Here is a 22,730-nt window from a genome sequence, read left to right on the forward strand (position 1 = left end):
GAGAAGAGAAACTGATGCCCCGCCCCATCCTGTTGCTGAACTGCGGATCGTCCTCGATCAAGTACCAGATGATCGACGCCGATAGCGAAGAGGTGATGGCCACCGGCCTGGTGCAGAAGGTAGGTGACTCCTCCCCCGGGACGCTGGACCACGAGGTCAGTGGCGAGACCCACCATCTGGAGCGTCAATTCGCCGACCACAAGCATGCCCTGGAGGCCGTGGTCGACATGTTCAACGAGCACGGACCCCGACTCGAGAACGTCATCGCCGTCGGCCACCGCACTGTTCACGGTGGTGAGACCTTCCGCCAGACCACCCGGATCAACGACGAGGTCATCCAGAAGCTGAAGGACCTCTCCGATCTGGCACCGCTGCACAACCCCCCCGGCATCGCGGGCATCGAGGCCGCGATGAGCGCGCTGCCGGGCGTCCCCCACGTCGCGGTCTTCGACACCGCCTTCTTCAGTGACCTGCCCCCGGCCGCCTACACCTATGCGATTGATGCCGACATCACCGAGAAGCACGGTATTCGTCGCTACGGTTTCCACGGCACAAGCCATGACTACGTCTCGTCGCTGGCCGCAGAAACCCTGGGACGCGACCGGTCTGAGCTGAAGATCATCGTGCTCCACCTGGGCAACGGCGCCTCGGCGTCGGCCGTCGACAGGGGACGCCCGGTCGCAACCTCGATGGGTCTCACCCCTCTCGAGGGCCTGGTCATGGGCACCCGTTCCGGCGACATCGACCCCGGCCTTCCCGCCTTCCTGCACCGCGAGCTCGACTGGAACGTCGACGACCTGGACACCTTCTTCAACAAGCGCTCCGGCATGCTCGGGATGACCGGCAAGACCGACATGCGCGAGGTCAAGAAGCTGGTCGACGAGGGCAACCAGCGCGCCGAGATCGGCGTCGGTGTCTACGTCCACCGCCTGGTCGGCTACATCGGCGCCTACACCGCCCACCTCGGTGGTCTGGATGCCCTGGTGTTCACCGCCGGCGTCGGCGAGAACGCGGACTGGATCCGTGAGCGGGTGATCAAGCGCCTCGAGCCCTTCGGTGTGGTGCTCGACGAGGACGCCAACGCCGTGCGCTCCAAGCAGCCGCGCGTGATCAGCACCCCAGAGTCGAAGGTGCCCGTGATGGTGGTGCCGACCAATGAGGAGCTGTCGATGGCCCGCCAGGTCCTGACGGTGATCGAGGGCTGATGAACGCTGCCAAGGGGTGTTCTGCGGAGCTCCTCCTCGACGGTTTTTCCCGCCTGGTCTCCGACGAAGCCGAAGTCAGCGCCCTGGGGGTCCTGGGTGACATCACCGCCGGCACGATCACCCTGACCGCGCAGACCCGGGCGGGCGAGGTGGCAGCCCGACTGCACCAGGGCGCCGAGCACATCGTCGAGGCCGAAGACCCCGAGGAGAGCCCCCGAGTCGACCCGCGCCTGCACAAGCTGCGCGCAGAGGCGAGCGCAGAGTTGGCTGGGGCACGCGTCCGAGACTGCCTCCACGAGCTCGAATCAGCCCTCGAAGAACTCGTGGACAGCGGAGAGCTCAAGCAGCTCGCCCCTGGGGCAGAGGTCGTCCTGGGCATCACGGGTGCCGATCCCGACGCCGACCGAATCCGGGTGCTGACCCGACCCGAGACCCTGTGAACCCTGCGGCCAAGGCGGCTGGGCGGGCAACTGACCGCAGGCGGCAGCCCTTTCACCGATCCAGTAAGTTGGGACCATGGCAACTGCATTGGTGACCGGTGCCACGTCGGGCATTGGTCATGAGTTCGTGCGTCAGCTGGCGGAGAAGGGCGATGACCTCGTCCTGGTCGCCCGCGACGTCGAACGCATGGAACGGATCAAGAACGAGTTGGAGGCTGCTCACGGCGTCCGGGTCGAGATTCTGCCCGCTGACCTCTCACTCGCCGAGGACGTCACCCGCGTTGCCGAGCGCCTGGAGGACCCGACGCGCCCCATCGACATGCTGGTCAACAACGCCGGTTTCGGCTTGCACGTGAAGCTGCTCGACAAGGACGCCCTGGAGACCCACCGCAGGGCTTTCGCTGTGATGGTGTGGGCCGTGCTCGAGCTCAGCGCCGCGGCCGGACGCGCCATGAGCGCCCGCGGGCACGGCTCCATCATCAACGTCGCCTCCACCTCGGCCTGGATCCTGTCGGGCAACTACTCCCCCATCAAGGCCTGGGTGCTGCGCTACACCGAGTCGCTCGCCAACGAGATGGCAGGCAGCGGCGTCCAGGTGACCGCCCTGTGCCCCGGTTGGGTGCACACGGAGTTCCACGAACGCGCCGGCATGGGCACCACCAAGCTTCCCGACCTGGTCTGGGTTGACGTCGATGACCTGGTGCGCGAGGCGCTGGCGGACAATGCCCGGGGGCGCATCGTCTCGATTCCGACCTGGAAGTGGAAGGCCGCCACGACCTTTGCCACCCACGTCCCGCGCGGCTTCATCCGCTGGTTCAGCCGCAAGCTGACCTCCAGCCGCAGCAAGGGTGCCAAGTGAGCAAGTCCGAAGGCTCCGGCGGGTTGCCGACCCGCAAGGCCGGCGAGTTGCGCGACAAGTACGCCAACCCGCTGCAGGCGGTGGCCCGACGCGCCACCCGGATGCTGCTGCTCAAGCCCTACGTCTGGCGCCTCCTGCGGGTCCAGGTACACGGGGTGGAGAACCTGGAGGACTGTCCCGATACCTTCGTGGTGGTCGGCAATCATTCCAGCCACTTCGACACCCCCCTGATCTATGGTTCGCTGCCCCCGCGGATGGCGCGATACCTCTCGGCCGGCGCCGCCGCTGACTACTGGTTCCGCGACTGGGGACGCTCGACGGTGGCCTCCCACTTCTTCAATGCGTTTCCCGTGGAACGCTCCCGCAAGCCGAGCGAGAAGAAGAAGGAAGCGCCGGACCCCAAACGCGACGAGAAGGCCCGCTCGCACCGCGGGCTGGCTGCCGCGTTGCTGAGTGATGGCGTCCCGATCCTGCTCTTCCCCGAGGGTGGACGCAGCTACACCGGCGCCATGGGCGTCTTCACCCCCGGTGCCGCCGGGCTCGCGATCAGCCGCAACGTGCCAGTCGTGCCAGTGGCGATCGTGGGCGCCTTCGCCGCCTGGCCGCCCCACCAGAAGCACCTGCCCAAGGGGCGCCCGCCCGTCCACGTCGTCTACGGCCACCCGATGCGGCCCAATCCCGGCGAGATCACCTACCGTTTCAACGAGCGGATCCGCCGCAAGATCATCGAGCTTCATGACACGACTGCGCGGGCCTACGGCATGAAAACACTGGCGGAGTACGCGCGCATGGTAGCCATCGAAAAGTCCCGCACCCAGAACAAGGAGACCCCATGAACAATGCGCTTCGAGCCGGTGTGAAGAACCAGAAGTGGTGGGGTTGGGGTGATGAGGGCACGAACTACTCCTTCGACAACAAGCCCAAGTTCGCTCCCTTCGTGAAAGAGAAGCTGGGCGTCGACATCAATGCTGTACCGGTGAAACGGCCCTCGTTCAGTGACCTGAACGTCCCGGAATCGCTGCTCACCGACGAGCTGCGGGCGTCCCTGGTCGAGGCGCTGGGTGAGGAAAACGTCTTCACCGACGACGAAACCCGCGTCATCCACGCCTTCGGCAAGGGAGTGCGCGACCTGGTGCGCGTGCGCCGCGGCGAACTCGGGCGCGTCCCTGATGTGGTCGTGTATCCGGGATCCGAAGATGACGTGATCGACGTGATGGACGCGGTGATCGCGGCGGACGGCGTGCTCATCCCCTACGGCGGCGGTTCGAACATCGTGGCCGCTCTGGAAGCTGTGCCGGGCGAGACCCGCCAGGTGGTCAGCGTCGACATGGGCCGCCTGAACAAGGTCCTCGAGATCGATGAGGTCTCCGGCATCGCGCGGATCCAGGCCGGCACCTACGGGCCCGCGATGGAGGAGCAGCTCAACGCCAAGGGCTGGACCCTGGGCCATTTTCCCGACTCCTTCATCTGGTCGACCGTCGGTGGCTGGGTCGCGACCCGTTCCTCGGGTGCGCAATCGGACAAGTACGGCGACATCGCCGACATCACCCGCGGCATGCGCGTCGTGCTGCCTTCGGCCACCGCTGGTGAGCGGGTGCCCGGGCAGTGCACCCAGGTGCTGCATCTCAACCCGCTGCCGAGCTCGTCGTCAGGCCCCAGCGTGCGGGAGATGATGCTCGGCTCCGAGGGGCGTCTGGGCATCATCACCGAGGTGTCGATGAACGTTCACAAGCTCGCCGAGGCGCGCGAGATCCAGGCCTACTTCTTCCCCGACTATGACTCGGGGCTCAAGGCTGCCGAAGAGATCTGCCACTCCGATGCGTCCCCGATGATGGTGCGCGTCTCGGACGCCAACGAGACCAAGTTCACCATGGCCAACGGCGCGAAGTCCTCGACGATCAGCCACTACATGAGCAAGGCGATCCAGCAGGTCATGGTCGCCAAGGGCATGGACCTGGACCAGATCTGCCTGAGCTTCATCGGCTTCGAGGGCTCCCCGGTCAACGTGCGCTTCCAGAAGTCCTTGGTGGGGCGCATCGTGCGCAAGTGGGGCGGCCTGGCCGTCGGCAAGGGCCCGGGAAGCTTGTACGACCAGAAGAAGTTCGACATTCCCTACATCCGCGACTTCCTACTCGACCGCGGCATCCCCGCCGACGTCTCGGAGACCGCCACTCCGTGGTCGCTGACCAAGACCATCCACGACGAGACCGTGAAGCGGGCCGAGGAGGCCTTCGAGAAGGCCGGGCACAAGGGCTTCATCATGTGCCACCTCTCCCACAGCTACTCCTCAGGGGCCTGCCAGTACTTCACCTTCGCGATCGCCGACTCCTCCGAGAGCAATCTGGAGAGCTACGACATGGTCAAGCAGGCCGTGCAGCAGAGCTTCGTTGACCTCAAGGGCACCGTCAGCCACCACCACGGTGTGGGCGAGGAGCACTCGCCCTGGATGGCCCAGGACATCTCCGAAGCCGGCGTGCACATCCAGAAGGTGCTCTTCGACGGCGTCGACCCGGGCAGGAACCTGAACCCCGGAAAGATCGTCCACGACGGGCAGCCAGGGGTTTCCAGCAACTCCAAGCAGAGCTGAGGCGCGCTCAACGGCCCCACCCTTGCAGCTTCTGCGGCTTCGATATCACGGGATATACTGGGGTTGGAGGTGTGCCATGCCCGACGTTCTGATTCGAAACTTCCCTCAGCATGAACTGAAGCTCCTCGATGACCAGGCAGCTCGGCTCGGTCTGTCGCGGAGCGAACTGATCCGCAGGAAACTGCACGAAGAGGCGGTCCGCTCCCAGGCGTCCGTGAGCGCCAGCCAACTGAGCGAGCTCGGCGATCTGTTTTCCGGGCTTGGCGATGAGGAGTTGATGAGGACCGCGTGGTCGTGACGTCCTGGTTGATCGACAAGTCCGCGCTCGCCAGGCTGCATCTCGCCACAGAGGCCAATGATTGGGCGTCGCGCATCAGTCGGGGACTGGTGGCGGTGACAACGGTGACGCGTCTGGAAGCCGGTTTTTCGGCACGCAATCTCGCTCATCATGAGCAGCTGATCGGCGGCGTCCCCATGGCGCTGATGCCGGTCGAGTACCTGACGCCTGCCATAGAGGACCGCGCGCTGGCAGTCCAGCGGCTGCTCGCTGCCCAGGGGCACCATCGGGCACCGTCCGTGCCGGACCTGCTGATCGCGGCAACGGCTGAGCTCTCGCGCCGCATCCTGTTGCACGTCGACAAGGACTTTGAACTGATTGCCGAGGTCACCGGCCAGACTGCGGAACGCCTCAATGTCATTCCTCAATGACGCAGCACGCCCTCACCACTAACTTCGGCACCGTCACCGCGTTGTCGAGTGAGACTGCGCAGACGTGATCCAGTCCGTTCTCCTCAGCTTCAGCATCCGCCCACCCCGGTAGTCTGGGCCCGTGATCCAGATCAGGCAGATCCAGGCCGCCGAGCACCTCGCCTTTCTCGAGAAGGTGTCGGCTCCCGGCTCCGACTTCCCCGCGACCATCAGCTTCCTGCAGACCCCCGCGTGGGCGAAGGTGAAGCCGGAATGGAAGCCGGAAATGCTGGGATTCTTCGACGGTTCCGAACTGGTCGGCGTCGGTCTGGTGCTGAACCGCGCACTGCCGAAGATCAAGCGTCACTTGGCCTACCTGCCCGAGGGACCGGTCCTGGACTGGACCCGCAATGACGTCCCCGAGATGCTCGACGCGCTGGTGAAGCACTGCCGCAAGCAGGGCGCCTTCGCGGTCCGCATCGGGCCCACCATCAACCACCGCGTCTGGCACACCGACACCATCAAGGACGCCATCGCCGACGACTCGGTCACCAGCATCGCCGACGTCCCCGCCGATGAGACCGTGCGCGAGGCGACCCGCCTGCGCAACACCCTGGAACACCTGCGCTGGCGCGCCCCCACGTCGGAGGAGGGTTTCGCCGCCGGCCAGCCGATGTTCAACTTCCAGCTGCCGCTGGTCACCCGCAACGAGGACGGCTCGGTCACCCGCAAGAGCGCCGACGAGGTGCTCAAGGGCATGAACCAGCTCTTCCGCCGCAACATCAAGAAGGCCGACAAGTCCGGCGTCACCATCCGACAGGGCGGACGTGAGGACCTGGCCGCTTTCCACAAGGTCTACCTCGAGACCGCCGAACGCGACCGCTTCACAGGACGCCCGCTGGGCTACTTCGAGACCATGTGGGACGCGCTGACCGCCGAGAACCCGGATCGGATGCGCGTCTACCTGGCCGAGCACGAGGGTGACGTCGTCGCTGCCACCACCTGGATCCAGGTCGGACGCCACGCCTGGTACTCCTACGGGGCCTCCACCAATGCCAAGCGCGAGGTGCGTGGTTCGAACCGCATCCAGTGGCAGATGATCCAGGACTCCATCGATGCCGGCGCCGAGGTCTACGACCTGCGCGGCATCACCCCTGGCGTCGGCGCGGACGACCCGGAGATCGGCCTGATCCAGTTCAAGGTCGGCACCGGCGGTCAGGCCGTCGCCTACATCGGCGAGTGGGACAAGCCGATCAACTGGCCGCTCTACTCAGCCTTCACGGCGTACATGAACCGTGACAAGCTGCCGCGTCCCAAGGCCGTGGTGGCCGGTGGCGTCAGCGCCATTCGCGGTCTGGTCGGTGGACGCCGATGAGCCTCACCCTGCACCTCGACCTCCAGCCCTGGCGTGAGCATCTGGACGCCACCAGGGACGCGATCCCCGGGCTGGTCCCGGTGGCGAAGGGCAATGGCTACGGTTACGGCCTGCAGCGACTCGGGGCCGAAGCGGAACGCATGGGCGTCCCGGTGCTGGCGGTCGGGACCTCACAAGAGGTGGCGGCCGTGCGCGAGGGCGGTTGGGAGGGTGATGTCGTCGTCCTCACCCCGTGGTCGCGCCATGACGAGGTCGCCACCGGGCTGTTGGCCGATGATCGCGTGATCACCACCGTCGCTCGGGTCGATGACCTGGCCGAGGTGGGGCGCCTGCGTCCGGGAGCGCGGGTGATCGTGGAGCTGCTCACCTCGATGAAGCGCCACGGCGTGAGCGTTGACGACGTGACCCGCGTGCGCGGGCTGCTCGAGCAGGTCTGCTTCGAGGGCTGGACGATCCACCTGCCGATGAAGGCTGCTGACCCGCTCGGCGAGGCGCACGCATTGGCCGCCGCTGCGATCGTCGAGGTGGAGGCGCCGGTGTGGCTGTCGCACCTCTCCCCCGCCGACTTCGCCACCCTGACCTCCCGGCTGCCGGTGGTCACCCACCTGCGGATGGGCACCAAGCTCTGGCTGGGCGCACCGAAGACTCGGCGCGTGACGGCACGCGTCCTCGACCTGCACCCGGTCAAGCGCGGCGAGAAGGTCGGCTACTGGCAGCACCGCATGCGCAGCGAGGGCTGGGTGGTCGTGGTCTCCGGTGGCACCGCCAACGGCGTGGCGCTCACCGCGCCCACCTCGGGCGCCACGCTGAAGCAGCGCCTGGTGACCGCGGCGTCCGGCGCGATGGACGCCACCGGTTTCGCGCTCTCGCCCTACACGATCGCTGGCAAGAAGCGGATGTTCGTCGAGCCCCCGCACATGCAGTCCAGCTTGGTCTTCCTGCCCGGGGCGGGGTCGGTGGCGATCGGGGATGAGGTGCCCGTTGAGCTCCGCCTGACCACCGCCACCGTCGACCGGATCATCGAGCACTGATCCGTCGATCACAGCAAGCGATCGGCCTGCCAGTCGGCAGCTGATTCGAAGTAGTCGGCGTCCGGCGGAGTAGTCGCCATGGCACGTCGAACAGCGTCGAACCGCTGGCGTCGCGCCTCGTCGTCCAGCAGCCTTTCGATGTGCTGCTCCAGCGACCGACCGTTGGACATCGCGGCCAGCCGCAGTCGCTCGTGGAGCTCTTGTGGGATGTCGATGGTCACCATGGCCATGAAGCCAGTATGCCGATCGCCCAGTGGCACTGCGATAGCCTGACAATGACCTGCCCACGGCCGAGGAGACCTGATGAGCCAGAAGTACGCCCTCGTGATCAACCAGTACGCATTCCCCCGCGAGTACGGCGGCATCACGCGCAACTTCGACATGTTCAGCCGGCTCAAGGACTGGAGCTTCTCCATCATCTCCAGCAAGCGCCACCACCTCACCGGCGAGGTGATGAGCTCGGTGGACAAGCGGTTCTCACTCGTTCCGATCCCCGCCTACAGCGGCAACGGGCCCAAGCGCATGATCGGCTGGGCAGTCTTCGCGGCCGAGGCCTTCGGTGTGGGGCTGTTCAAGCGTTTCGACGTGGTCTTCGCCTCCTCGCCACAGCTGCTCGCCCCCGTTGCCGGCCTGGCGCTGGCGAAGGTCACCCGCAAGCCGTTCGTGCTGGAGGTTCGTGACCTGTGGCCGGAGTCGCTGGTCACCGGTGGCTCGCTCAAAGAGGGCAGCAGCGTCCACAAGGTGCTGAAGTTCCTCGAGAAGACCCTGTACCAGAACGCCGCCCAGATCATCACCGTCACGGCTGGCTGGGAGGACCACTTCCGTTCCCTCGGCATCGACACCTCCAAGCTCAACGTGGTGCCCAATGGCGCCGACCTGGCCGAGTTCGACCTGCCCGAGACCAAGGAGGAGCTGCGCGCCGAGAACGGCATCTCCGGGTTCACCGCCGTGTTCAGTGGCTCGCACTCGAACTACGTCGGCCTCGACCTCATCGTGGACGCCGCCCAGCAGCTGCCCGATGTGAACTTCCTGCTCATCGGTTCCGGCGCGCGCAAGGCGTGGGCCCAGGAGGAGGTCGAGAAGCGCCGCCTGACCAACGTCCGCTTCCACGACCAGGTCCCGAAGGACAAGATGGTCCGCCTGCTCAAGGCCTGCGACGCCGGCCTGCACACCGTCAGCCCGCAATCGGTCTTTGACAAGGGAATGAGCCCCAACAAGCTGTACGACTACCTGGCCTCGGGCCTGATGGTGGTCTCGAATGCGAAGGAGCCGCTGAAGGCCGTGATCTCGGATGACGAGGTCGGTGCCGTGGTCGAGCCGACCGAGCTGGTCGAGGGCATCAAGCGGGTCAGGGACGCCGACCAGGCCACCCGCGATCGCTGGCACCAGCGAGCACGGGAGCTGATGACCAATCGGTTCAGCCTGCAGGCGAGTGCGGACAAGCTCCAGGAGGCGCTGGACAAGGCCGTCAAGCGCTGAACTGCGGGCGTCCCCTGGCCTTGATCCGGCAAACCCACCCATCTTTGTCAGCCCTACCTGCCATTGCGGGTAGGGCTGACAAACGTGGGTAGGTTTGCGAGGAGCTGGGTTGCCAAGACCCCATCGGCACGGCCCCACCCCGCAGTAGGAACGCGGTAGTATTCTGGTGGCATGAGTCAGATGAAGCTGAGCATCAGCCTCTCGGAGGAAGACGTGAGGGTGCTCGACCAGTATGTCGGCGCCGCCAGCCTGGGGTCCAGATCGGCTGCGATCCAGAAACTGATCCGCTCACTGGGCGATCCCGGACTTCGCGAGGAGTACGCGGCAGCCTGGGACGAATGGGAGCAGTCCGAGGACTCGGCTCTGTGGGATTCCGCCGTTGCCGATGGCCTCACCGATGCTGCGCGGTGAGATCTGGCTGTGCGACCTGGAGCCCGCCGTCGGGCATGAGGCGAACAAGTCCCGCCCGTGCATCATCGTGAGCAATGACGACGTCAATGCCAGTGCAGCCAGACGTGGTCGTGGAGTCGTGACGGTGGTGCCGATCACCAGCAGCCTGCGTCGCGTCTACCGTTTCCAGGTGGAACTGCCGGCAACAGACACGCGCCTCACGCTCGACGCCAAGGCGCAGTGTGAACAGGTTCGCTCGGTCGCCACGGAGCGCCTCCGACGACGGCTGGGCATGGTGCCCCTGCACCTGATGACGCAGGTGGACGCCGCACTTCGGCTCCACCTCGGCCTCTAGCCCTGCACATGTACCCAACTTTGTCAGCCCTACCCGCAATGGCAGGTAGGGCTGACACTTTCCGGGTGGTTTGCGAGGTCAGTCTCCTGCCGGGGACCGACTGGCTGGGTTTCGTCCACTCGATCGTGTGCCGGAAGCCGATTCGTCGCCGCAACTGCGCGCCCGGCATCACCCGTCCAAGTAGCTCTCGTAACTCAGCGAGCGTCACCTCCGGGTCGCGCACCGGGAACGGATCCTCCTGCTCCGCCCCACGAGCGACGCCCGGGTGCTTGACCAGCCCGATCAGCGGATTCGTGACCGAGCACCACACGTCCCACGCAACGTCAACCGTCGACTCGCGACGCGCGAGCCCGACGACTAGCAGCTTCCCCCCCGGCGCCAGCAGTTCGCGCACCCGCGCGAGGGCCGACTCGACGTCCAGGTGGTGGAGCACTGCCACCATCGTCACCAGGTCAAGACCCGGTTCCAGGTCGTCCAGCTGGGCATCCGAGATGATCACGTGCGACAGCCCGGCCACCCGCTGGGACGCCTCCGCCCGCATCCTCGGGTCGAGGTCTGTTCCGACGACCGAGTCGAAGTGGGGCGCAAGACGCGAGACCAGCAGCCCCTGACCGCATCCCACATCAACCGCCCGCCCACGGCAGACCGGCAGCCGGGACAGGATCCAGTCGTGGAAGTGGTCGTTGTGGCTCCACGGGTGGCGGGTGTTGAACGCATCCAGCCCGCGTACGACGGGTCCGAAGAGGCCGGTCGGTGAGGGACGCGAGAGTGGAGGCATGCCCACAGGCTAGGCCGTCAGCGAGGCCAGTCGAGCACCCATTCCCCGTTGATCGTCACGCTGCGCTGGAAGGCAGCTTCCTCGGCGGATGCCTGTTCTCCGGGCGCACCGCCGCCCGCGCGGCGGCCGGGTCTGTGGGCTGAACGGTCCCACGCACTAGACTGACGGGCGATTCGTGACGCGCCTGCCGGTTGCGCACGCCCCGAACCCAGAAGGGATGTCCGTGGCCCGCAAGGACAACTTCGCCAAGGCCGAGAAGCTGCTGATGGTGATCGCCGATGCAGTGATCTTCGCCGGCACGCTGATGGCGTCCATCTGGCTGCGGTTCAGCCCCCTGTTCGGCTGGGAGAAGGGCATCCCCGGGCGCAACCTGGAGGCGGTGACCTCGACGCTGGCCTACGCGGTGGTCGGATTCATCGTGATCAGCGTGTTCAGCGGCATCTATGTGCTCTACAACAAGACCCCGCTGGATGTCGCGATCATCACCCTGATCGACATGGTGCTGGTCAGCCTGTGGATCGGTGCGGCCACCTTCGCGGGCTCCTGGATCGCCTTCCCCCGCATGGGCCTGGTGATCAACTTCGTCCTCGGGACGCTCGTGCTCACGCTGTGGCGCTGGATTGTCTACGCGGTCTATCGTCGCGTCCGGGGCAACAACCGGGTGATGGTGCTGACCATCCCCAACCACGAGTCCAAGGCCGTGCGGAACTTCGCATCCAGCCGTTCCCCACGCCACAAGCTGACCCACGTGGTCGACGGCAACTACCTCGACAACGTCAGGGCACACCTGGACGAGTTCGACTCGGTCCACGTCTCGGACAAGATCGACGTCAACACACGCCGGACGATCTATGACTACCTGCTCGACAAGGACAAGCAGATCTTCATGACCGCGGACTTCCAGCGGCTGCTCACGATCAACCCCAACATCATGAGCATCGAGGACGAGTCGATCATGCTGGTCAGCCCGTTCAAGATCCCCGCCGAGTACGACGTCCTCAAGCGGGCGGTCGACTTCCTGATCTCGCTGGTGGGCGTGGTCCTGATCTCCCCGATCCTGCTCATCACCGCGATCCTGGTGAAGGCGACCAGCCCCGGTCCGGTGTTCTACAAGCAGATCCGCATCACCAAGGACGGCCGGGAGTTCGAGATCCTCAAGTTCCGCTCCATGGCCGCCAATGCGGAGGCCAAATCCGGACCGATGCTGGCGACGTCCAATGACGCCCGCGTGACCAAGGTCGGCAAGTACCTGCGCTCGCTGCGCATCGACGAGCTGCCCCAGCTGATCAACGTGCTGCGGGGTGACATGTCGCTGGTCGGCCCCCGCCCGGAGCGTCCCTTCTTCGTGGAGCGGTTCACCGAGATCAACCCGCACTACCCGCTGCGCCACAATGTGCGCGCCGGTGTGACCGGGTATGCGCAGGTCTACGGCAAGTACGCCAGCGACTTCGAGAGCAAGCTGAACTTCGACCTGCTCTACATCAAGCGCTACAGCCCGATCCTGGACCTGAAGATCATGCTGCAGACCGTGAAGATCCTGTTCGACAAGGTCTCCTCGCAGGGGCTTGAGGACGAGCAGGCGGGCGGCGAGGTCGTGCTGCCGGCTGACACCAAGATCCTGCACTGATTGCCCCCCCCCCCGCCTACTACGCGCCGTGGTTTTGCACTCGGACCAGCGACGTCGGCGGTTCAGGTGTGAAATTACGGCGCGTAGTAGCGGGGTGGGGTCACGCCGTGAGGGTGCGAACGAGGTTGACCAGCTTGGCGGCCTCGTTCTCGAAACCGAAGCGCTCCTGGACGGCGCGGCGGCCGTTGGCGCCCAGTTCGGCGCAGCGTCCGGGGTCGTTGATCAACTCACTCAGTGCGGACGCGACCGCCGCCGGGTCGTCGGTGTTCACGAAGACACCGGCGTCATAGCCGCCGAACAGCTCCTGCCATGCCGGGAAGTCCGTGGCCAGGAAGGGCACGCCGGAGGCCATGTACTCGAAGACCTTCGTCGGCAGCGAGTTCTCGTAGTTGGGCAGCCGCTTCAGGCAGACCAGCCCAACCCGCGCCTGTCCAATGATCTCGGCCAGTTGCGAGGGCTGCACCAGCCCGCGGTAGTCCACCACCTCGGACGCGGTGAGTCGCTCGTCGGTGCCCACTGTTCCCAGCGCACGACCGGCGAGCAGCAGGGACGCCCCGGGCACCCGGCTGGTGGCGTCCACCATGGTGGTGAAGCCACGCTCTTCGGACAGGTCGCCGGTGTAGACCGCGACCGGGCCGTTGGACACCACGTCGGCGTCGGGGAAGTCACCAGCCCAGGGCAGGTTCTGCACCACGACGACGGGGCGGTCGCCGCGTCCGATGCGGTGGCGGCGGAAGGTTCCGGCGATGGGCGTGGTGGCCGCGACGATGGCATCGCAGCCCTGGTCGGCGAGCAGCAGCAGCCAGCGGGCAACGCCCCGGACCACCTGGCCCTTGCGTCCGCGGACCCACGGCTTGGTCTGCAGCTGCTTGACCAGGTCCTCATGGGCGTCATAGATGACCGGACGCCGGTGCAGCCTGCCCCACCAGATCGCCAGCGGGATCAGCTCCGGATCGTGGATGTGCAGCAGGTCAGGGTTGAGTTCACGCAGCTTCCGCCAGGCCTCACGCTGGGAACCGACGAGCCGCCCGAGGCGTCCCCGCTTGCGGATGGCGTGGACGTGGACGCCGTGGGTGGTGCGGTCCTCCGGCGCGGAGATCACCAGGTGGGTGTCGATCCCGGCCTGGGCCAGGGCACGACACTCCTTGTTGATGATGCGGTTGTCCCAGTCGTGGTGGACCGTGGACAGGTGGACGACCCTGGGCATCAGGCCCGGGCGTCCCATTCGAGCAGGACGCGCGCCACATTGTCGGCGGCGTGGCCATCGCCGTAGGGGGCGGTGGGGTCCTCGGCCGGGGCGGGGCGGGTGGCCGAGGTGGCGATCTGGGTCAGCTCGGGGTCGAGGATGTTCCAGCCGTTGGCGATGGTCTCGGTCCACTCGGTCTCGGTGCGGACGGTGGTGCAGACGGTGCCGAGCAGGAAGGCCTCCTTCTGCAGGCCACCGGAGTCGGTGACGACGCCCTTCGCGTGGGTGACGGCGTTGACCATGTCGGGGTAGGCGAGCGGCTCGATGACGTGGAGGCGTCCGCGCTCGATCTGGATGCCCTGGGACTCGGCGCGGGCCTTCACGCGGGGGTGGACGGGCAGGTAGACATCGACGTCGAGGGCGCCGAGGGCGTCCAGGATGGCGTTGAGGCGGGCCGGGTCATCGGTGTTGTCGGCGCGGTGGATGGTGGCCAGCACGTAGTCGGAATCGGCCGGGATGCCGGGGACCGGGCGCGGATTGGCCACCACGGCGTCGCGCACCTGCAGGCAGACGTCAGTCATGACGTCGCCCACCAGCACCGAACGCTCGGCCAGGCCCTCGTCGGCAAGGTGCTGCATGGCCAGCTGGGTGGGGGCCAGGCAGAGGTCGGCGGCGTGGTCGGTCATCACCCGGTTGTGCTCCTCAGGCATGCGCCGGTTGAAGGAGCGCAGGCCGGCCTCGAGGTGGGCCACCTTCAGGTGCTGCTTGACCGCCGAGAGGGTGCCGGCGATGGTCGAGTTGGTATCGCCGTAGACCAGCACCCAGTCGGGCGCCATCTCTTCCAGGACGGGGTCGAGCTGCTCGAGCATGCGACCGGTCATGACGCCGTGCGTCCCGCCCCCCACGCCCAGGTGGACGTCAGGAGAAGGGATGCCCAGGTCGACGAAGAATGCGTCCGACATGTTCACGTCGTAGTGCTGGCCGGTGTGGATGATCTTGTGCTCGATCCCGGCCTTCTCGAAGGCCTTGGCCACGGGGGCGAGCTTCACGAACTGGGGGCGGGCCCCGACGATGCTGACGACGCGCACGTATCCTCCTGGTGGCCGACGCGGACGTGGATCACTCTAGTGGCTCCTGTTCTGGGAGCCCTCGTCCCCGGCCAAACGGTGCCGAAAGCGGATGTGTCAGCTGCGAGTACTCCACTACTGTCACCGCATGCCCATTACCCTGACGCGTCTTGATCCGACAGGCGCTGATCGTTCTGCACTGATCGACTTCCTCGTCTCGAACACCTGGCCCTTCCACGGTGGCTCACGTCGAACCATGAACGAGGTGGCCATGGCGGTCGATAATGGCGCCTACCGAAACGAGGACAACGACACCTACTGGGTCGACCACTCCGAGGCCGGCACCATCGGCATCATCCGCTTCGAAGACCTCACGAGCTCACCCCTGTTCGATCTTCGGTTGGCCGAATCGGCTCGCGGACACGGGTATGGGGTTCACGCCCTGAACGAGGCGACCCGGCACGTGTTCTCCACGATGCCCACGGTGCACCGCTTCGAGGGAACCACTCGGGAAGACAACATCGCCATGCGGAAGACGTTCCTCGCAGCAGGCTGGGTCAAGGAGGCCCACTACCGAGAGGGGTGGCCTGTGTCTGAAGGGTTCGCGCTGGATTCCGTCGGCTATGCCGTGCTGCGCAGCGACTGGGAGGCCGGTGTCACTACGCCCGTGCGATGGGACGACCTGCCCTAGCCTGTTCAAGGCGCTCCTCGGCCACACCGGGGCTCCGCCAGATGGCGGAGCCCCTTGTCAATTCAGGGGTGATAGTTGTAGTCAGGCCTGACCGTCACCGACCACGAAACGGGTGACACCCTGCCAGTTGGCGGCGTCCGTGATGTGGCGACCGTCGACCAGGACCTTGAGGCCGGGGATCGACTCGGCGGTCAGTTCCTTGTACTCCGGGTGGTCGGCCTGGATCACGGCGGCGTCCGCAGAATCACCGAGGTGGTAGGGCTGGAAGCCGAACTTCTCCAGCTCCTCGTCGGTGAACATCGGGTCGTGGACGAAGGTGTCGGCGCCACGGGCGATCAGCGCGGCGACGGCCGGGAAGACGCCGGAGAAGGCGGTTTCCTTGACCTTGCCGCGGTAGGAGGCGCCGAGCACGACGACCTTCTTGCCGGTGAGGTCGCCCAACCCCTCCTCGACCTTGCTGATGGTGTACTCCGGCATGGTCATGTTGGCCTCACGCGCGGTGCGGACGATGGTGGCGTCCGGGTCGGTGTAGAGGTACAGGCGCGGGTAGACCGGGATGCAGTGGCCACCGACGGCAATGCCGGGCAGGTGGATGTGGCTGTAGGGCTGGGAGTTCGAGGCCTCGATGACCTTGAAGACGTCGATGCCGTTCTTCTCGGCGAACTTGGCGAACTGGTTGGCCAGGCCGATGTTGACGTCACGGTAGGTCGTCTCGGCGAGCTTGGCCATCTCGGACGCCTCCGCCGAACCCATGTCCCACACGCCATTGGTGCGGGGGGCCAGGTCGGGGCGCTCGTCGAAGTCCAGGACCTGCTCGTAGAACTCGATGCCCTTCTGGGTGCCCTCCTCGGAGAGGCCACCGACCAGCTTGGGGTACTTGCGCAGGTCCTCGAAGACGCGACCGGTCAGGACGCGCTCGGGGGAGAAGATGAGGTGGAAGTCCCTGCCCTCGGTCAGGCCGGAGATCTCCTCGATCATCGGCTTCCAGCGGTTGCGGGTGGTGCCGACCGGCAGCGTGGTCTCGTAGCTGACCAGGGTGCCGGGGGTGATGTGCTCGGAGAAGGACTTGGTGGCGGCTTCCATCCAGCCGAAGTCGGGCTGCCAGGTCTCGTCGTTGACGAACAGGGGCACCACGATGACGATGGCGTCCACACCGGGGATGGCCTCGGAGTAGTCGGTGGTCGCGCGCAGCTTGCCGGCGGGGACCAGTTCGGAGAGCTTCTCCTGCAGGTGGGCCTCACCAGGGAAGGGCTCCTTGGCGGCGTTCACCGCGTCCACGACGGACTGCTGCACGTCAATGCCGACGACCTCATGTCCCTTGTCGGCGAACTGGACGGCCAGCGGCAGGCCGATCTTGCCAAGTGCGACAACCGCAATCTTCATGGTCCGAGGACTCCTTCGAGCGTCAAGTGGGCTGGGTTCAGCCTACCGCCCTCGACTGCCCGGCCCCCACGAGCGACTCCGCATCACGTGGCACCACTTTGCACCGGACGCCCGTCCCGCTACTACGACCCCGCCCAGGTGCCCGATGCGCTGTTCATCCGGCAGCTTCGGGACGTCGGGTTCTCCGTCTCGGCCATTGCCGCCCTGCTCCCGCTGCGTGCCGATCCCGAAGCCCTCGGACGCGCGCTGGCCGTGCAGCGCGACCAGCTCCTCGCCGACGCCCCCGAAGCCCGCCGCCGCGTCGCCGAACTGGACCACCTCGTATCAGCCCTCCAGGAGGAGACCATGACCACCATCACCACCACGACCGTGCCCGCCATTCGCGTCGCATCCCTGCGCACGGTGATCCCCAACTACCCGGCCGAGGGCCTGGCCTGGCAGAAGATCATGACTGAGGTCGGACGCCAGGGGCTGCGTCCCACCGCCGATCCCTGCGGCGCCACCTTCCACGACGACGGCTACCAGGAGGGGGATGTCGACCTCTCGGTGTGGGTGCCGGTGGGGCTGAATGCGACCGCGTCTGAGCCGCTCGCGATCGAGGAGCTGCCCGAGCAGAAGGTCGTGCTCACCACCGTGCACGGGCCCTTCGATGGGATCGGTCCGGCCTGTGACGCGCTCGCCGAGCACATCGCCGAGAACGGTCTGGTGCCCAACGGGAAGATGTTCAACCGCTACCTGGTCGGCCCCGGCCGCACCCAAAACCCCGAGGAGTACGTGACCGAGGTCTGCATCCCGATCGCCTGACCACCCCCATCACCTACTACGCGCCGTAGTTACACACTTGGACCGGCGACAAGGCTGGTCCGAGTGCAAAACCACGGCGCGTAGTAGCGGGCGGGTCAGAGTTCGCCGAAGGCCTCCGGGGAGGGGCAGGAGCAGACCAGGTTGCGGTCACCGTAGGCGTTGTCCACCCGACGAACCGGCGGCCAGTACTTGGCGCGCACCCGCATCACCGCGTCCATGTGGGTGGTCGGGGCAGCCTCGGCACCGTCCTCGCCCTGGCCGAAGGACGCCTGGACCCCCGGGTAGACCGCAACTTCACGGTCGTAGGGGTGCGTCCACTCGCCCTTCACGATCGACTGGGCCGTGTGCGGGGCGTTGACCAGCGGGTTGTCGTCGGCCGGCCACTCACCGGAGGCGACCTTCTCGGCCTCGCGGGCGATGGCGAGCATCGCGTCGCAGAAGCGGTCGATCTCCATCAGGTCCTCCGACTCCGTCGGCTCGACCATCAGCGTCCCGGCAACGGGGAACGACATGGTCGGGGCGTGGAAGCCGTAGTCGATGAGGCGCTTGGCGACATCGTCGACCGTGATGCCGGTCTTCTTGGTGAAGGGGCGCAGGTCGAGGATGCACTCGTGGGCCACCAGGCCGTTCTCGCCGCGGTAGAGGATCGGGTAGCTGTCCTCCAGTCGCTTCGCGATGTAGTTGGCCCCCAGCACCGCCGAGGCGGTCGCATGGCGGAGCCCCTCGGCGCCCATCATCCGGATGTAGGCCCACGGGATTGGCAGGATCGAGGGCGAACCGTACGGAGCCTGTGAGACCGGCGCGCCGCCGTGCTCGACCGCCCCGGCAGCGCCCATCGGGTGGGTGCTGCGCTGGGCGAAGGGGTGACCGGGCAGGAAGGGAGCCAAGTGCGCCTTGGCCGCCACCGGACCCACACCAGGACCGCCGCCGCCGTGCGGGATGCAGAAGGTCTTGTGCAGGTTCAGGTGCGAGACATCCCCACCGAACTCCCCGGGACGCGCCACGCCGACCAAGGCGTTGAGGTTCGCCCCGTCGATGTAGACCTGTCCACCGGCGTCGTGGACGAGCTGGCACACGGTCCGCACCTCGGACTCGTAGACGCCGTGGGTGGAGGGGTAGGTGATCATGATCGCGGCGAGGTGCTCCCCGTGCTTCTCGATCTTGGCCCTGAGGTCCTCGAGGTCGACATTGCCGTTCTCATCGGACGCCACCACGACCACGCGCAGGCCGGCCAGCACGGCCGAGGCCGCATTGGTGCCGTGTGCAGAGGAGGGCACCAGGCACACGTCGCGGTGCTCATCGCCCCGCGACAGGTGGTAGGCGCGGATCGCCAGCAGGCCGGCGTACTCGCCCTGGCTACCCGCATTGGGCTGCAGAGAGACGGTGTCGTAGCCGGTCACCTCGGCCAGCCAGGTCTCCAGCTGATCGATCAGCTCCAGGTAGCCCTCGACGTCCTCGGCGGGTGAGAACGGGTGCGGGGCCGAGAGCTCCGGCCAGGTCACCGCGTTCATCTCGACGGCCGCGTTGAGCTTCATGGTGCAGGAGCCCAGCGGGATCATGCCGCGGTCCAGCGCGTAGTCCTGGTCCGAGAGGCGGCGCAGGTAACGCATCATCGCGGTCTCGGAGTGGAAGGAGGAGAAGACCGGGTGGGTCAGGTACTCCGAGCTGCGCCTGAGGTTCTCGGCCCAGCCCTTGCCGACCAGCTCCGGATCCGCGGCCTCCGCGCCGCGGGGAGCGGCGCCGAGCAGCCGGGCGATGGCGTCCAGCTCGGCATCGGTGATGGTCTCGTCGAGCGATACCTGCAGCAGGTCCTGGTCGACCACGTGCACCAGGAAGCCGGCCTCGCGCAGGTCGTCGGAGACTTTCTCGGCAGCGCCGGGGAGGCGCAGCTGGAGGGTGTCGAAGACCGACTCGCGGACCACCTCGACGCCGGCCTCGCGCAGGCGTGCGGCCAGGTCGGCGGTGAAGGTGGCGACGCGCTCGGCGATCTCCTTCAGGCCCTTCGGGCCGTGGTAGACCGCGTACATCGAGGCCATCACGGCCAGCAGCACCTGCGCGGTGCAGATATTGCTGGTCGCCTTCTCGCGACGGATGTGCTGCTCACGGGTCTGCAGCGCAAGACGCAGGGCGCGCTCGCCATCGGCGTCCTGCGAGACACCGACCAGACGACCGGGGATCTGGCGCTCGAGGCCGGAGCGGACCGCCATGAAACCGGCATGCGGGCCGCCGAAGCCCATCGGGACGCCGAAGCGCTGGCTGGAACCGACGACCACGTCCGCGCCCATCTCACCGGGTGGGGTGAGCAGGGTGAGGGCGAGCAGGTCAGCCGAGACGACCGCGATCCCACCGGCACCGTGGATGGCGTCGATGACCGGGGTCGGGTCCAGCACACGTCCGGAGGCCGCCGGGTACTGGACCAGTGCACCGAAGGCGCCGGCCTCGACCTCAGCGGCCAGGGTGTCGGCGTCGGACAGGTCGGCGACGACCAGGTCGATACCGACGGCCTCCGCGCGTCCCTTCATGACGGACAAGGTGGCCTCGAAGACATCCGCGTCGACCAGGAAGCGCGCAGTCTTGTTCTTGGACGCCCGACGCGCCAGCAACATGCCTTCTGCGGCCGAGGTCGCCTCATCGAGCATGGAGGAGTTCGAGATCGGCAGGCCGACCAGGTCACCGACCATGGTCTGGAAGTTGAGCAGCGACTCCAGACGTCCTTGGGAGATCTCGGGCTGGTAGGGGGTGTAGGAGGTGTACCAGGCCGGGTTCTCCAGAATGTTGCGCTGGATCACCTGCGGGGTGTGGGTCCCGTAGTAGCCCTGCCCGATCAGCGAACGGCGAACCGTGATGCGCGAGGCGAGCTGGCGCAGCTCGGCCAGCGCCTCGTTCTCGGTCGCCGGCTTCGGGAGCAGGTCCTCCAGCTCGGGGCTGAGCAGGATGCTGCCGGGCACGGCCTTCTCGACGAGCTCGTCGAGGGAGCCGATGCCGAGCAGGTCCAGCATCTGCTGCTGGTCATCGGGGGTGGTGCCGACGTGGCGGCGGACGAAAGCGTCGTGCTGGTGCATCGTCACTCGCCGATGAGTTCGCCGTACTTCTCGGCGGACATCAGGGAGTCGGGCAGTTCGGTGACGGCGACCTTGAGCAGCCAGCCGGCCTCGTAGGCGTCCTCGTTGAGGGTCTCGGGGGTGTCGATGACGGTCTGGTTGACCTCGACGACCTCGCCGGTGACGGGGGCGTAGAGCTCGGAGACCGACTTGGTGGACTCGATCTCGCCCATCGGCTCACCGGCGGTGATGGTGTCGCCGACCTCCGGGAGGTCGACCAGGACGATGTCGCCGAGCTGCTTGGTGGCGAAGGCGGTGACGCCGACCAGGGCGGTGTTGCTGGCCTCGTCGACCTTCACCCACTCGTGCTCTTCGGTGTAGGACAGGTTCTCGGGCAGGGTGGTCATGGTGTTCTCCTCGATGGTGATCGGGTGTGGGGTGGGGTCAGGCGCGCCGGTAGAACGGGAGCGGGACGACCGTGGCGGGGACCTGCTTGCCGCGGACGTCGAGGGCAAGTTCAGTGCCCTCATCGGCGTACTGCGGGTCGACGAAGGCCATCGCGATGGGGTGACCGAGGGTCGGCGAGAGGGTACCGGAGGTGATTTCACCCACCGTCTCGCCGGAGGCCGTGACGACCGGATAGCCCGCACGACCGGCTCGGCGTCCCTCGGCGGCCAGGCCGACCAGGACGCGGCGCCCGGTCATGTCGGCATTCTCGATGCCCTCGCGGCCGATGAATTCCTCCTTGGCGGTCAGGGCGACCACGCGACCGAGGCCGGCCTGCGCCGGGAGGGTCTGGGTGGACAACTCATGGCCGTAGAGCGGCATGCCGGCCTCGAGGCGCAGGGTGTCGCGGCACGCCAGGCCGCAGGGGCGCAGCTCGTCGCCACCGGCCTCGACCAGCAGGTCCCAGAGCGCCTGGGCCTTTTCGATGGGCACGTAGAGCTCGAAGCCGTCCTCGCCGGTGTAGCCGGTGCGAGCCAGCAGCAGGGGGGCGTCGTCAAAGGTGCCCGCCAGGCAGCGGTAGTACTTCAGGTCAGAGATGTCCTGTACGGCGAAACCGTTGGCGCGGGCCTCTCCGGTGGACGCCAGCAGAGCGCGGGTGATGATCTCTGCGCTCCGCGGGCCCTGGACGGCGACCAGAGCGGTCTGCTCGGACTCGTTGGTGAGCTCCACGTCGAAACCCTCGGCGCGCCGGCTCAGGGCGTCCCAGTCGGCATCGACGTTGGAGGCATTGGCGACCACCAGGAACTCGTCGCGGTCGTCGCCCTCGGCGCTGGCGGCGAGGCGGTAGAGGATGAGGTCATCCAGAACGGTGCCCTCGGGGGTGAGCAGCAGCGTGTACTTGGCCCGTCCGCGGGTCAAGCCGGAGAGCTTGCCGGCCAGCGCGTGGTCGAGGTAGCGCTCGGCATCGGGGCCGGTCACCCGGATCTCGCCCATGTGGGAGAGGTCGAAGAGGCCGGCGGACCTGCGGACCGCGTGGTGCTCCTCGAGGTCGGAGGTGTAGCGGACGGGCATGTCCCATCCGGCGAAATCGGTGAAGGTGGCGCCGAGATCGGCGTGGACCTTGTGCAACGGGCTCTGTCGGGGCCTCATCGCCCCGGCGGTCACGTCGGACATGTGTCTCCTCGGTTGAGTCTGGACCGCGGCCCACTCTAGCCAATGGGGTGACGCTCCACGATATCCCCTTGGAGCGCCTCCCTCCTCCCGCTACTACGCGCCGTAATTTCACACTCGGACCGGCG

General features: G+C 66.9%; 22 protein-coding genes and 1 pseudogene. 15 read left to right on the forward strand and 8 right to left on the reverse strand.

Features of this window, described 5'->3' with window-relative positions; translation table 11 throughout:
- The first annotated feature begins 14 nt into the window (after positions 1–14).
- The 9 genes from M3G03_RS00200 to M3G03_RS00240 all read left to right on the forward strand — a co-directional run bounded on the left by M3G03_RS00200 (position 15) and on the right by M3G03_RS00240 (position 8,184).
- The gene (locus M3G03_RS00200; RefSeq protein WP_259807210.1) at positions 15–1,205 is read left to right on the forward strand and encodes an acetate/propionate family kinase; all 1,191 of its coding nucleotides are present in this window, start codon (positions 15–17) and stop codon (positions 1,203–1,205) included.
- A complete protein-coding gene (locus M3G03_RS00205) occupies positions 1,205–1,645 on the forward strand; it encodes a hypothetical protein (protein ID WP_259807211.1) in 441 nt (146 codons plus the stop codon). The genes M3G03_RS00200 and M3G03_RS00205 overlap by 1 nt, the downstream gene beginning before the upstream one ends.
- Positions 1,646–1,721: 76 nt before the next feature.
- Positions 1,722–2,504 (forward strand): SDR family oxidoreductase, encoded by a 783-nt coding sequence (locus M3G03_RS00210; protein ID WP_259807213.1) that lies wholly within the window; start codon positions 1,722–1,724, stop codon positions 2,502–2,504.
- The gene (locus M3G03_RS00215) at positions 2,501–3,340 is read left to right on the forward strand and encodes a lysophospholipid acyltransferase family protein (protein ID WP_259807215.1); all 840 of its coding nucleotides are present in this window, start codon (positions 2,501–2,503) and stop codon (positions 3,338–3,340) included. The genes M3G03_RS00210 and M3G03_RS00215 overlap by 4 nt, the downstream gene beginning before the upstream one ends.
- On the forward strand, positions 3,337–5,091 hold the full coding sequence (locus tag M3G03_RS00220; protein ID WP_259807217.1) for an FAD-binding oxidoreductase: 1,755 nt from the start codon (positions 3,337–3,339) through the stop codon (positions 5,089–5,091). Before M3G03_RS00215 ends, M3G03_RS00220 begins: the two co-directional genes overlap by 4 nt.
- 76 nt (positions 5,092–5,167) lie before the next feature.
- Entirely contained in the window at positions 5,168–5,389 is a 222-nt protein-coding gene (locus M3G03_RS00225) for a ribbon-helix-helix protein, CopG family (RefSeq protein WP_259807219.1), read from the forward strand.
- Positions 5,380–5,799: a PIN domain nuclease gene (locus tag M3G03_RS00230; protein ID WP_259807221.1), complete on the forward strand. Its 420-nt coding sequence runs from the start codon at positions 5,380–5,382 to the stop codon at positions 5,797–5,799. The genes M3G03_RS00225 and M3G03_RS00230 overlap by 10 nt, the downstream gene beginning before the upstream one ends.
- A gap of 121 nt (positions 5,800–5,920) precedes the next feature.
- On the forward strand, positions 5,921–7,153 hold the full coding sequence (locus tag M3G03_RS00235) for a lipid II:glycine glycyltransferase FemX (RefSeq protein WP_396121836.1): 1,233 nt from the start codon (positions 5,921–5,923) through the stop codon (positions 7,151–7,153).
- Entirely contained in the window at positions 7,150–8,184 is a 1,035-nt protein-coding gene (locus tag M3G03_RS00240) for an alanine racemase (RefSeq protein ID WP_259807223.1), read from the forward strand. Before M3G03_RS00235 ends, M3G03_RS00240 begins: the two co-directional genes overlap by 4 nt.
- An 8-nt stretch (positions 8,185–8,192) precedes the next feature.
- On the opposite strand, the gene M3G03_RS00245 is transcribed toward M3G03_RS00240, so the two are convergent.
- Positions 8,193–8,414: a FitA-like ribbon-helix-helix domain-containing protein gene (locus M3G03_RS00245; RefSeq protein WP_259807225.1), complete on the reverse strand. Its 222-nt coding sequence runs from the start codon at positions 8,412–8,414 to the stop codon at positions 8,193–8,195.
- Positions 8,415–8,487: 73 nt separating this feature from the next.
- Between M3G03_RS00245 and M3G03_RS00250 the strand changes: the two genes are divergently transcribed.
- The 3 genes from M3G03_RS00250 (at position 8,488) to M3G03_RS00260 (ending at position 10,408) form a co-directional block, all read left to right on the forward strand.
- Positions 8,488–9,663 carry a glycosyltransferase family 4 protein gene (locus M3G03_RS00250; protein ID WP_259807227.1) on the forward strand — a complete coding sequence of 392 codons (1,176 nt, stop codon included), beginning with the start codon at positions 8,488–8,490 and terminating at the stop codon, positions 9,661–9,663.
- A gap of 171 nt (positions 9,664–9,834) precedes the next feature.
- Positions 9,835–10,074, forward strand: a complete 240-nt coding sequence (locus M3G03_RS00255) for a ribbon-helix-helix domain-containing protein (protein ID WP_259807229.1) — start codon at positions 9,835–9,837, stop codon at positions 10,072–10,074.
- On the forward strand, positions 10,061–10,408 hold the full coding sequence (locus M3G03_RS00260) for a type II toxin-antitoxin system PemK/MazF family toxin (protein ID WP_259807231.1): 348 nt from the start codon (positions 10,061–10,063) through the stop codon (positions 10,406–10,408). The genes M3G03_RS00255 and M3G03_RS00260 overlap by 14 nt, the downstream gene beginning before the upstream one ends.
- Before the next feature lie 286 nt (positions 10,409–10,694).
- Here M3G03_RS00260 and M3G03_RS00265 read toward each other — a convergent pair.
- A pseudogene (locus M3G03_RS00265) lies at positions 10,695–11,186 on the reverse strand (class I SAM-dependent methyltransferase); the annotation flags it as partial.
- Positions 11,187–11,403: 217 nt separating this feature from the next.
- On the opposite strand from M3G03_RS00265, the gene M3G03_RS00270 reads away from it, so the two are divergent.
- Positions 11,404–12,813 (forward strand): sugar transferase, encoded by a 1,410-nt coding sequence (locus tag M3G03_RS00270; RefSeq protein ID WP_396121850.1) that lies wholly within the window; start codon positions 11,404–11,406, stop codon positions 12,811–12,813.
- 100 nt (positions 12,814–12,913) lie between these two features.
- On the opposite strand, the gene M3G03_RS00275 is transcribed toward M3G03_RS00270, so the two are convergent.
- Positions 12,914–14,038, reverse strand: a complete 1,125-nt coding sequence (locus M3G03_RS00275; protein ID WP_396121837.1) for a glycosyltransferase — start codon at positions 14,036–14,038, stop codon at positions 12,914–12,916.
- Entirely contained in the window at positions 14,020–15,087 is a 1,068-nt protein-coding gene (gene wecB / locus M3G03_RS00280; protein WP_259807237.1) for a non-hydrolyzing UDP-N-acetylglucosamine 2-epimerase, read from the reverse strand. The genes M3G03_RS00275 and wecB overlap by 19 nt, the downstream gene beginning before the upstream one ends.
- A 127-nt stretch (positions 15,088–15,214) precedes the next feature.
- Between wecB and M3G03_RS00285 the strand changes: the two genes are divergently transcribed.
- Complete coding sequence (locus M3G03_RS00285) at positions 15,215–15,757, forward strand: GNAT family N-acetyltransferase (protein ID WP_259807239.1); 543 nt, start codon at positions 15,215–15,217, stop codon at positions 15,755–15,757.
- 81 nt (positions 15,758–15,838) lie between these two features.
- Here the strand turns inward: M3G03_RS00285 and M3G03_RS00290 are convergent, their stop codons facing one another.
- Positions 15,839–17,140 (reverse strand): nucleotide sugar dehydrogenase, encoded by a 1,302-nt coding sequence (locus M3G03_RS00290; protein ID WP_259807241.1) that lies wholly within the window; start codon positions 17,138–17,140, stop codon positions 15,839–15,841.
- 87 nt (positions 17,141–17,227) lie between these two features.
- Between M3G03_RS00290 and M3G03_RS00295 the strand changes: the two genes are divergently transcribed.
- Positions 17,228–17,944, forward strand: a complete 717-nt coding sequence (locus M3G03_RS00295; protein ID WP_259807242.1) for a MerR family transcriptional regulator — start codon at positions 17,228–17,230, stop codon at positions 17,942–17,944.
- A 95-nt stretch (positions 17,945–18,039) separates the two neighbouring features.
- On the opposite strand, the gene gcvP is transcribed toward M3G03_RS00295, so the two are convergent.
- Genes gcvP through gcvT form a run of 3 tightly spaced genes read right to left on the reverse strand, consistent with a single transcriptional unit; the run spans position 18,040 to position 22,605 of the window.
- Positions 18,040–21,006, reverse strand: a complete 2,967-nt coding sequence (gene gcvP, locus M3G03_RS00300; protein ID WP_259807884.1) for an aminomethyl-transferring glycine dehydrogenase — start codon at positions 21,004–21,006, stop codon at positions 18,040–18,042.
- A 2-nt stretch (positions 21,007–21,008) separates the two neighbouring features.
- Entirely contained in the window at positions 21,009–21,392 is a 384-nt protein-coding gene (gene gcvH, locus M3G03_RS00305) for a glycine cleavage system protein GcvH (protein WP_259807243.1), read from the reverse strand.
- A 37-nt stretch (positions 21,393–21,429) separates the two neighbouring features.
- Positions 21,430–22,605, reverse strand: coding sequence for a glycine cleavage system aminomethyltransferase GcvT (gene gcvT, locus M3G03_RS00310; protein ID WP_259807244.1), 1,176 nt, complete (start codon positions 22,603–22,605; stop codon positions 21,430–21,432).
- Positions 22,606–22,730 lie beyond the last annotated feature (125 nt).

The sequence above is a fragment of the Aestuariimicrobium sp. p3-SID1156 genome (genome assembly GCF_025144225.1).
GTDB lineage: Bacteria > Actinomycetota > Actinomycetes > Propionibacteriales > Propionibacteriaceae > Aestuariimicrobium.

What these genes read in the sequence shown, in the direction of transcription:
- gcvP (WP_259807884.1), bottom strand. Translation starts at nt 21,006, where the DNA reads ATGCACCAGCACGACGCTTTCGTCCGCCGCCACGTCGGCACCACCCCC.
- M3G03_RS00225 (WP_259807219.1), top strand. Translation starts at nt 5,168, where the DNA reads ATGCCCGACGTTCTGATTCGAAACTTCCCTCAGCATGAACTGAAGCTC.
- M3G03_RS00290 (WP_259807241.1), bottom strand. Translation starts at nt 17,140, where the DNA reads ATGAAGATTGCGGTTGTCGCACTTGGCAAGATCGGCCTGCCGCTGGCC.
- M3G03_RS00275 (WP_396121837.1), bottom strand. Translation starts at nt 14,038, where the DNA reads ATGGGACGCCCGGGCCTGATGCCCAGGGTCGTCCACCTGTCCACGGTC.
- M3G03_RS00270 (WP_396121850.1), top strand. Translation starts at nt 11,404, where the DNA reads ATGTCCGTGGCCCGCAAGGACAACTTCGCCAAGGCCGAGAAGCTGCTG.
- M3G03_RS00220 (WP_259807217.1), top strand. Translation starts at nt 3,337, where the DNA reads ATGAACAATGCGCTTCGAGCCGGTGTGAAGAACCAGAAGTGGTGGGGT.
- gcvT (WP_259807244.1), bottom strand. Translation starts at nt 22,605, where the DNA reads ATGTCCGACGTGACCGCCGGGGCGATGAGGCCCCGACAGAGCCCGTTG.
- M3G03_RS00210 (WP_259807213.1), top strand. Translation starts at nt 1,722, where the DNA reads ATGGCAACTGCATTGGTGACCGGTGCCACGTCGGGCATTGGTCATGAG.
- M3G03_RS00240 (WP_259807223.1), top strand. Translation starts at nt 7,150, where the DNA reads ATGAGCCTCACCCTGCACCTCGACCTCCAGCCCTGGCGTGAGCATCTG.
- gcvH (WP_259807243.1), bottom strand. Translation starts at nt 21,392, where the DNA reads ATGACCACCCTGCCCGAGAACCTGTCCTACACCGAAGAGCACGAGTGG.
- M3G03_RS00205 (WP_259807211.1), top strand. Translation starts at nt 1,205, where the DNA reads ATGAACGCTGCCAAGGGGTGTTCTGCGGAGCTCCTCCTCGACGGTTTT.
- M3G03_RS00260 (WP_259807231.1), top strand. Translation starts at nt 10,061, where the DNA reads ATGCTGCGCGGTGAGATCTGGCTGTGCGACCTGGAGCCCGCCGTCGGG.
- M3G03_RS00245 (WP_259807225.1), bottom strand. Translation starts at nt 8,414, where the DNA reads ATGGCCATGGTGACCATCGACATCCCACAAGAGCTCCACGAGCGACTG.
- M3G03_RS00285 (WP_259807239.1), top strand. Translation starts at nt 15,215, where the DNA reads ATGCCCATTACCCTGACGCGTCTTGATCCGACAGGCGCTGATCGTTCT.
- M3G03_RS00255 (WP_259807229.1), top strand. Translation starts at nt 9,835, where the DNA reads ATGAGTCAGATGAAGCTGAGCATCAGCCTCTCGGAGGAAGACGTGAGG.
- M3G03_RS00250 (WP_259807227.1), top strand. Translation starts at nt 8,488, where the DNA reads ATGAGCCAGAAGTACGCCCTCGTGATCAACCAGTACGCATTCCCCCGC.
- M3G03_RS00200 (WP_259807210.1), top strand. Translation starts at nt 15, where the DNA reads ATGCCCCGCCCCATCCTGTTGCTGAACTGCGGATCGTCCTCGATCAAG.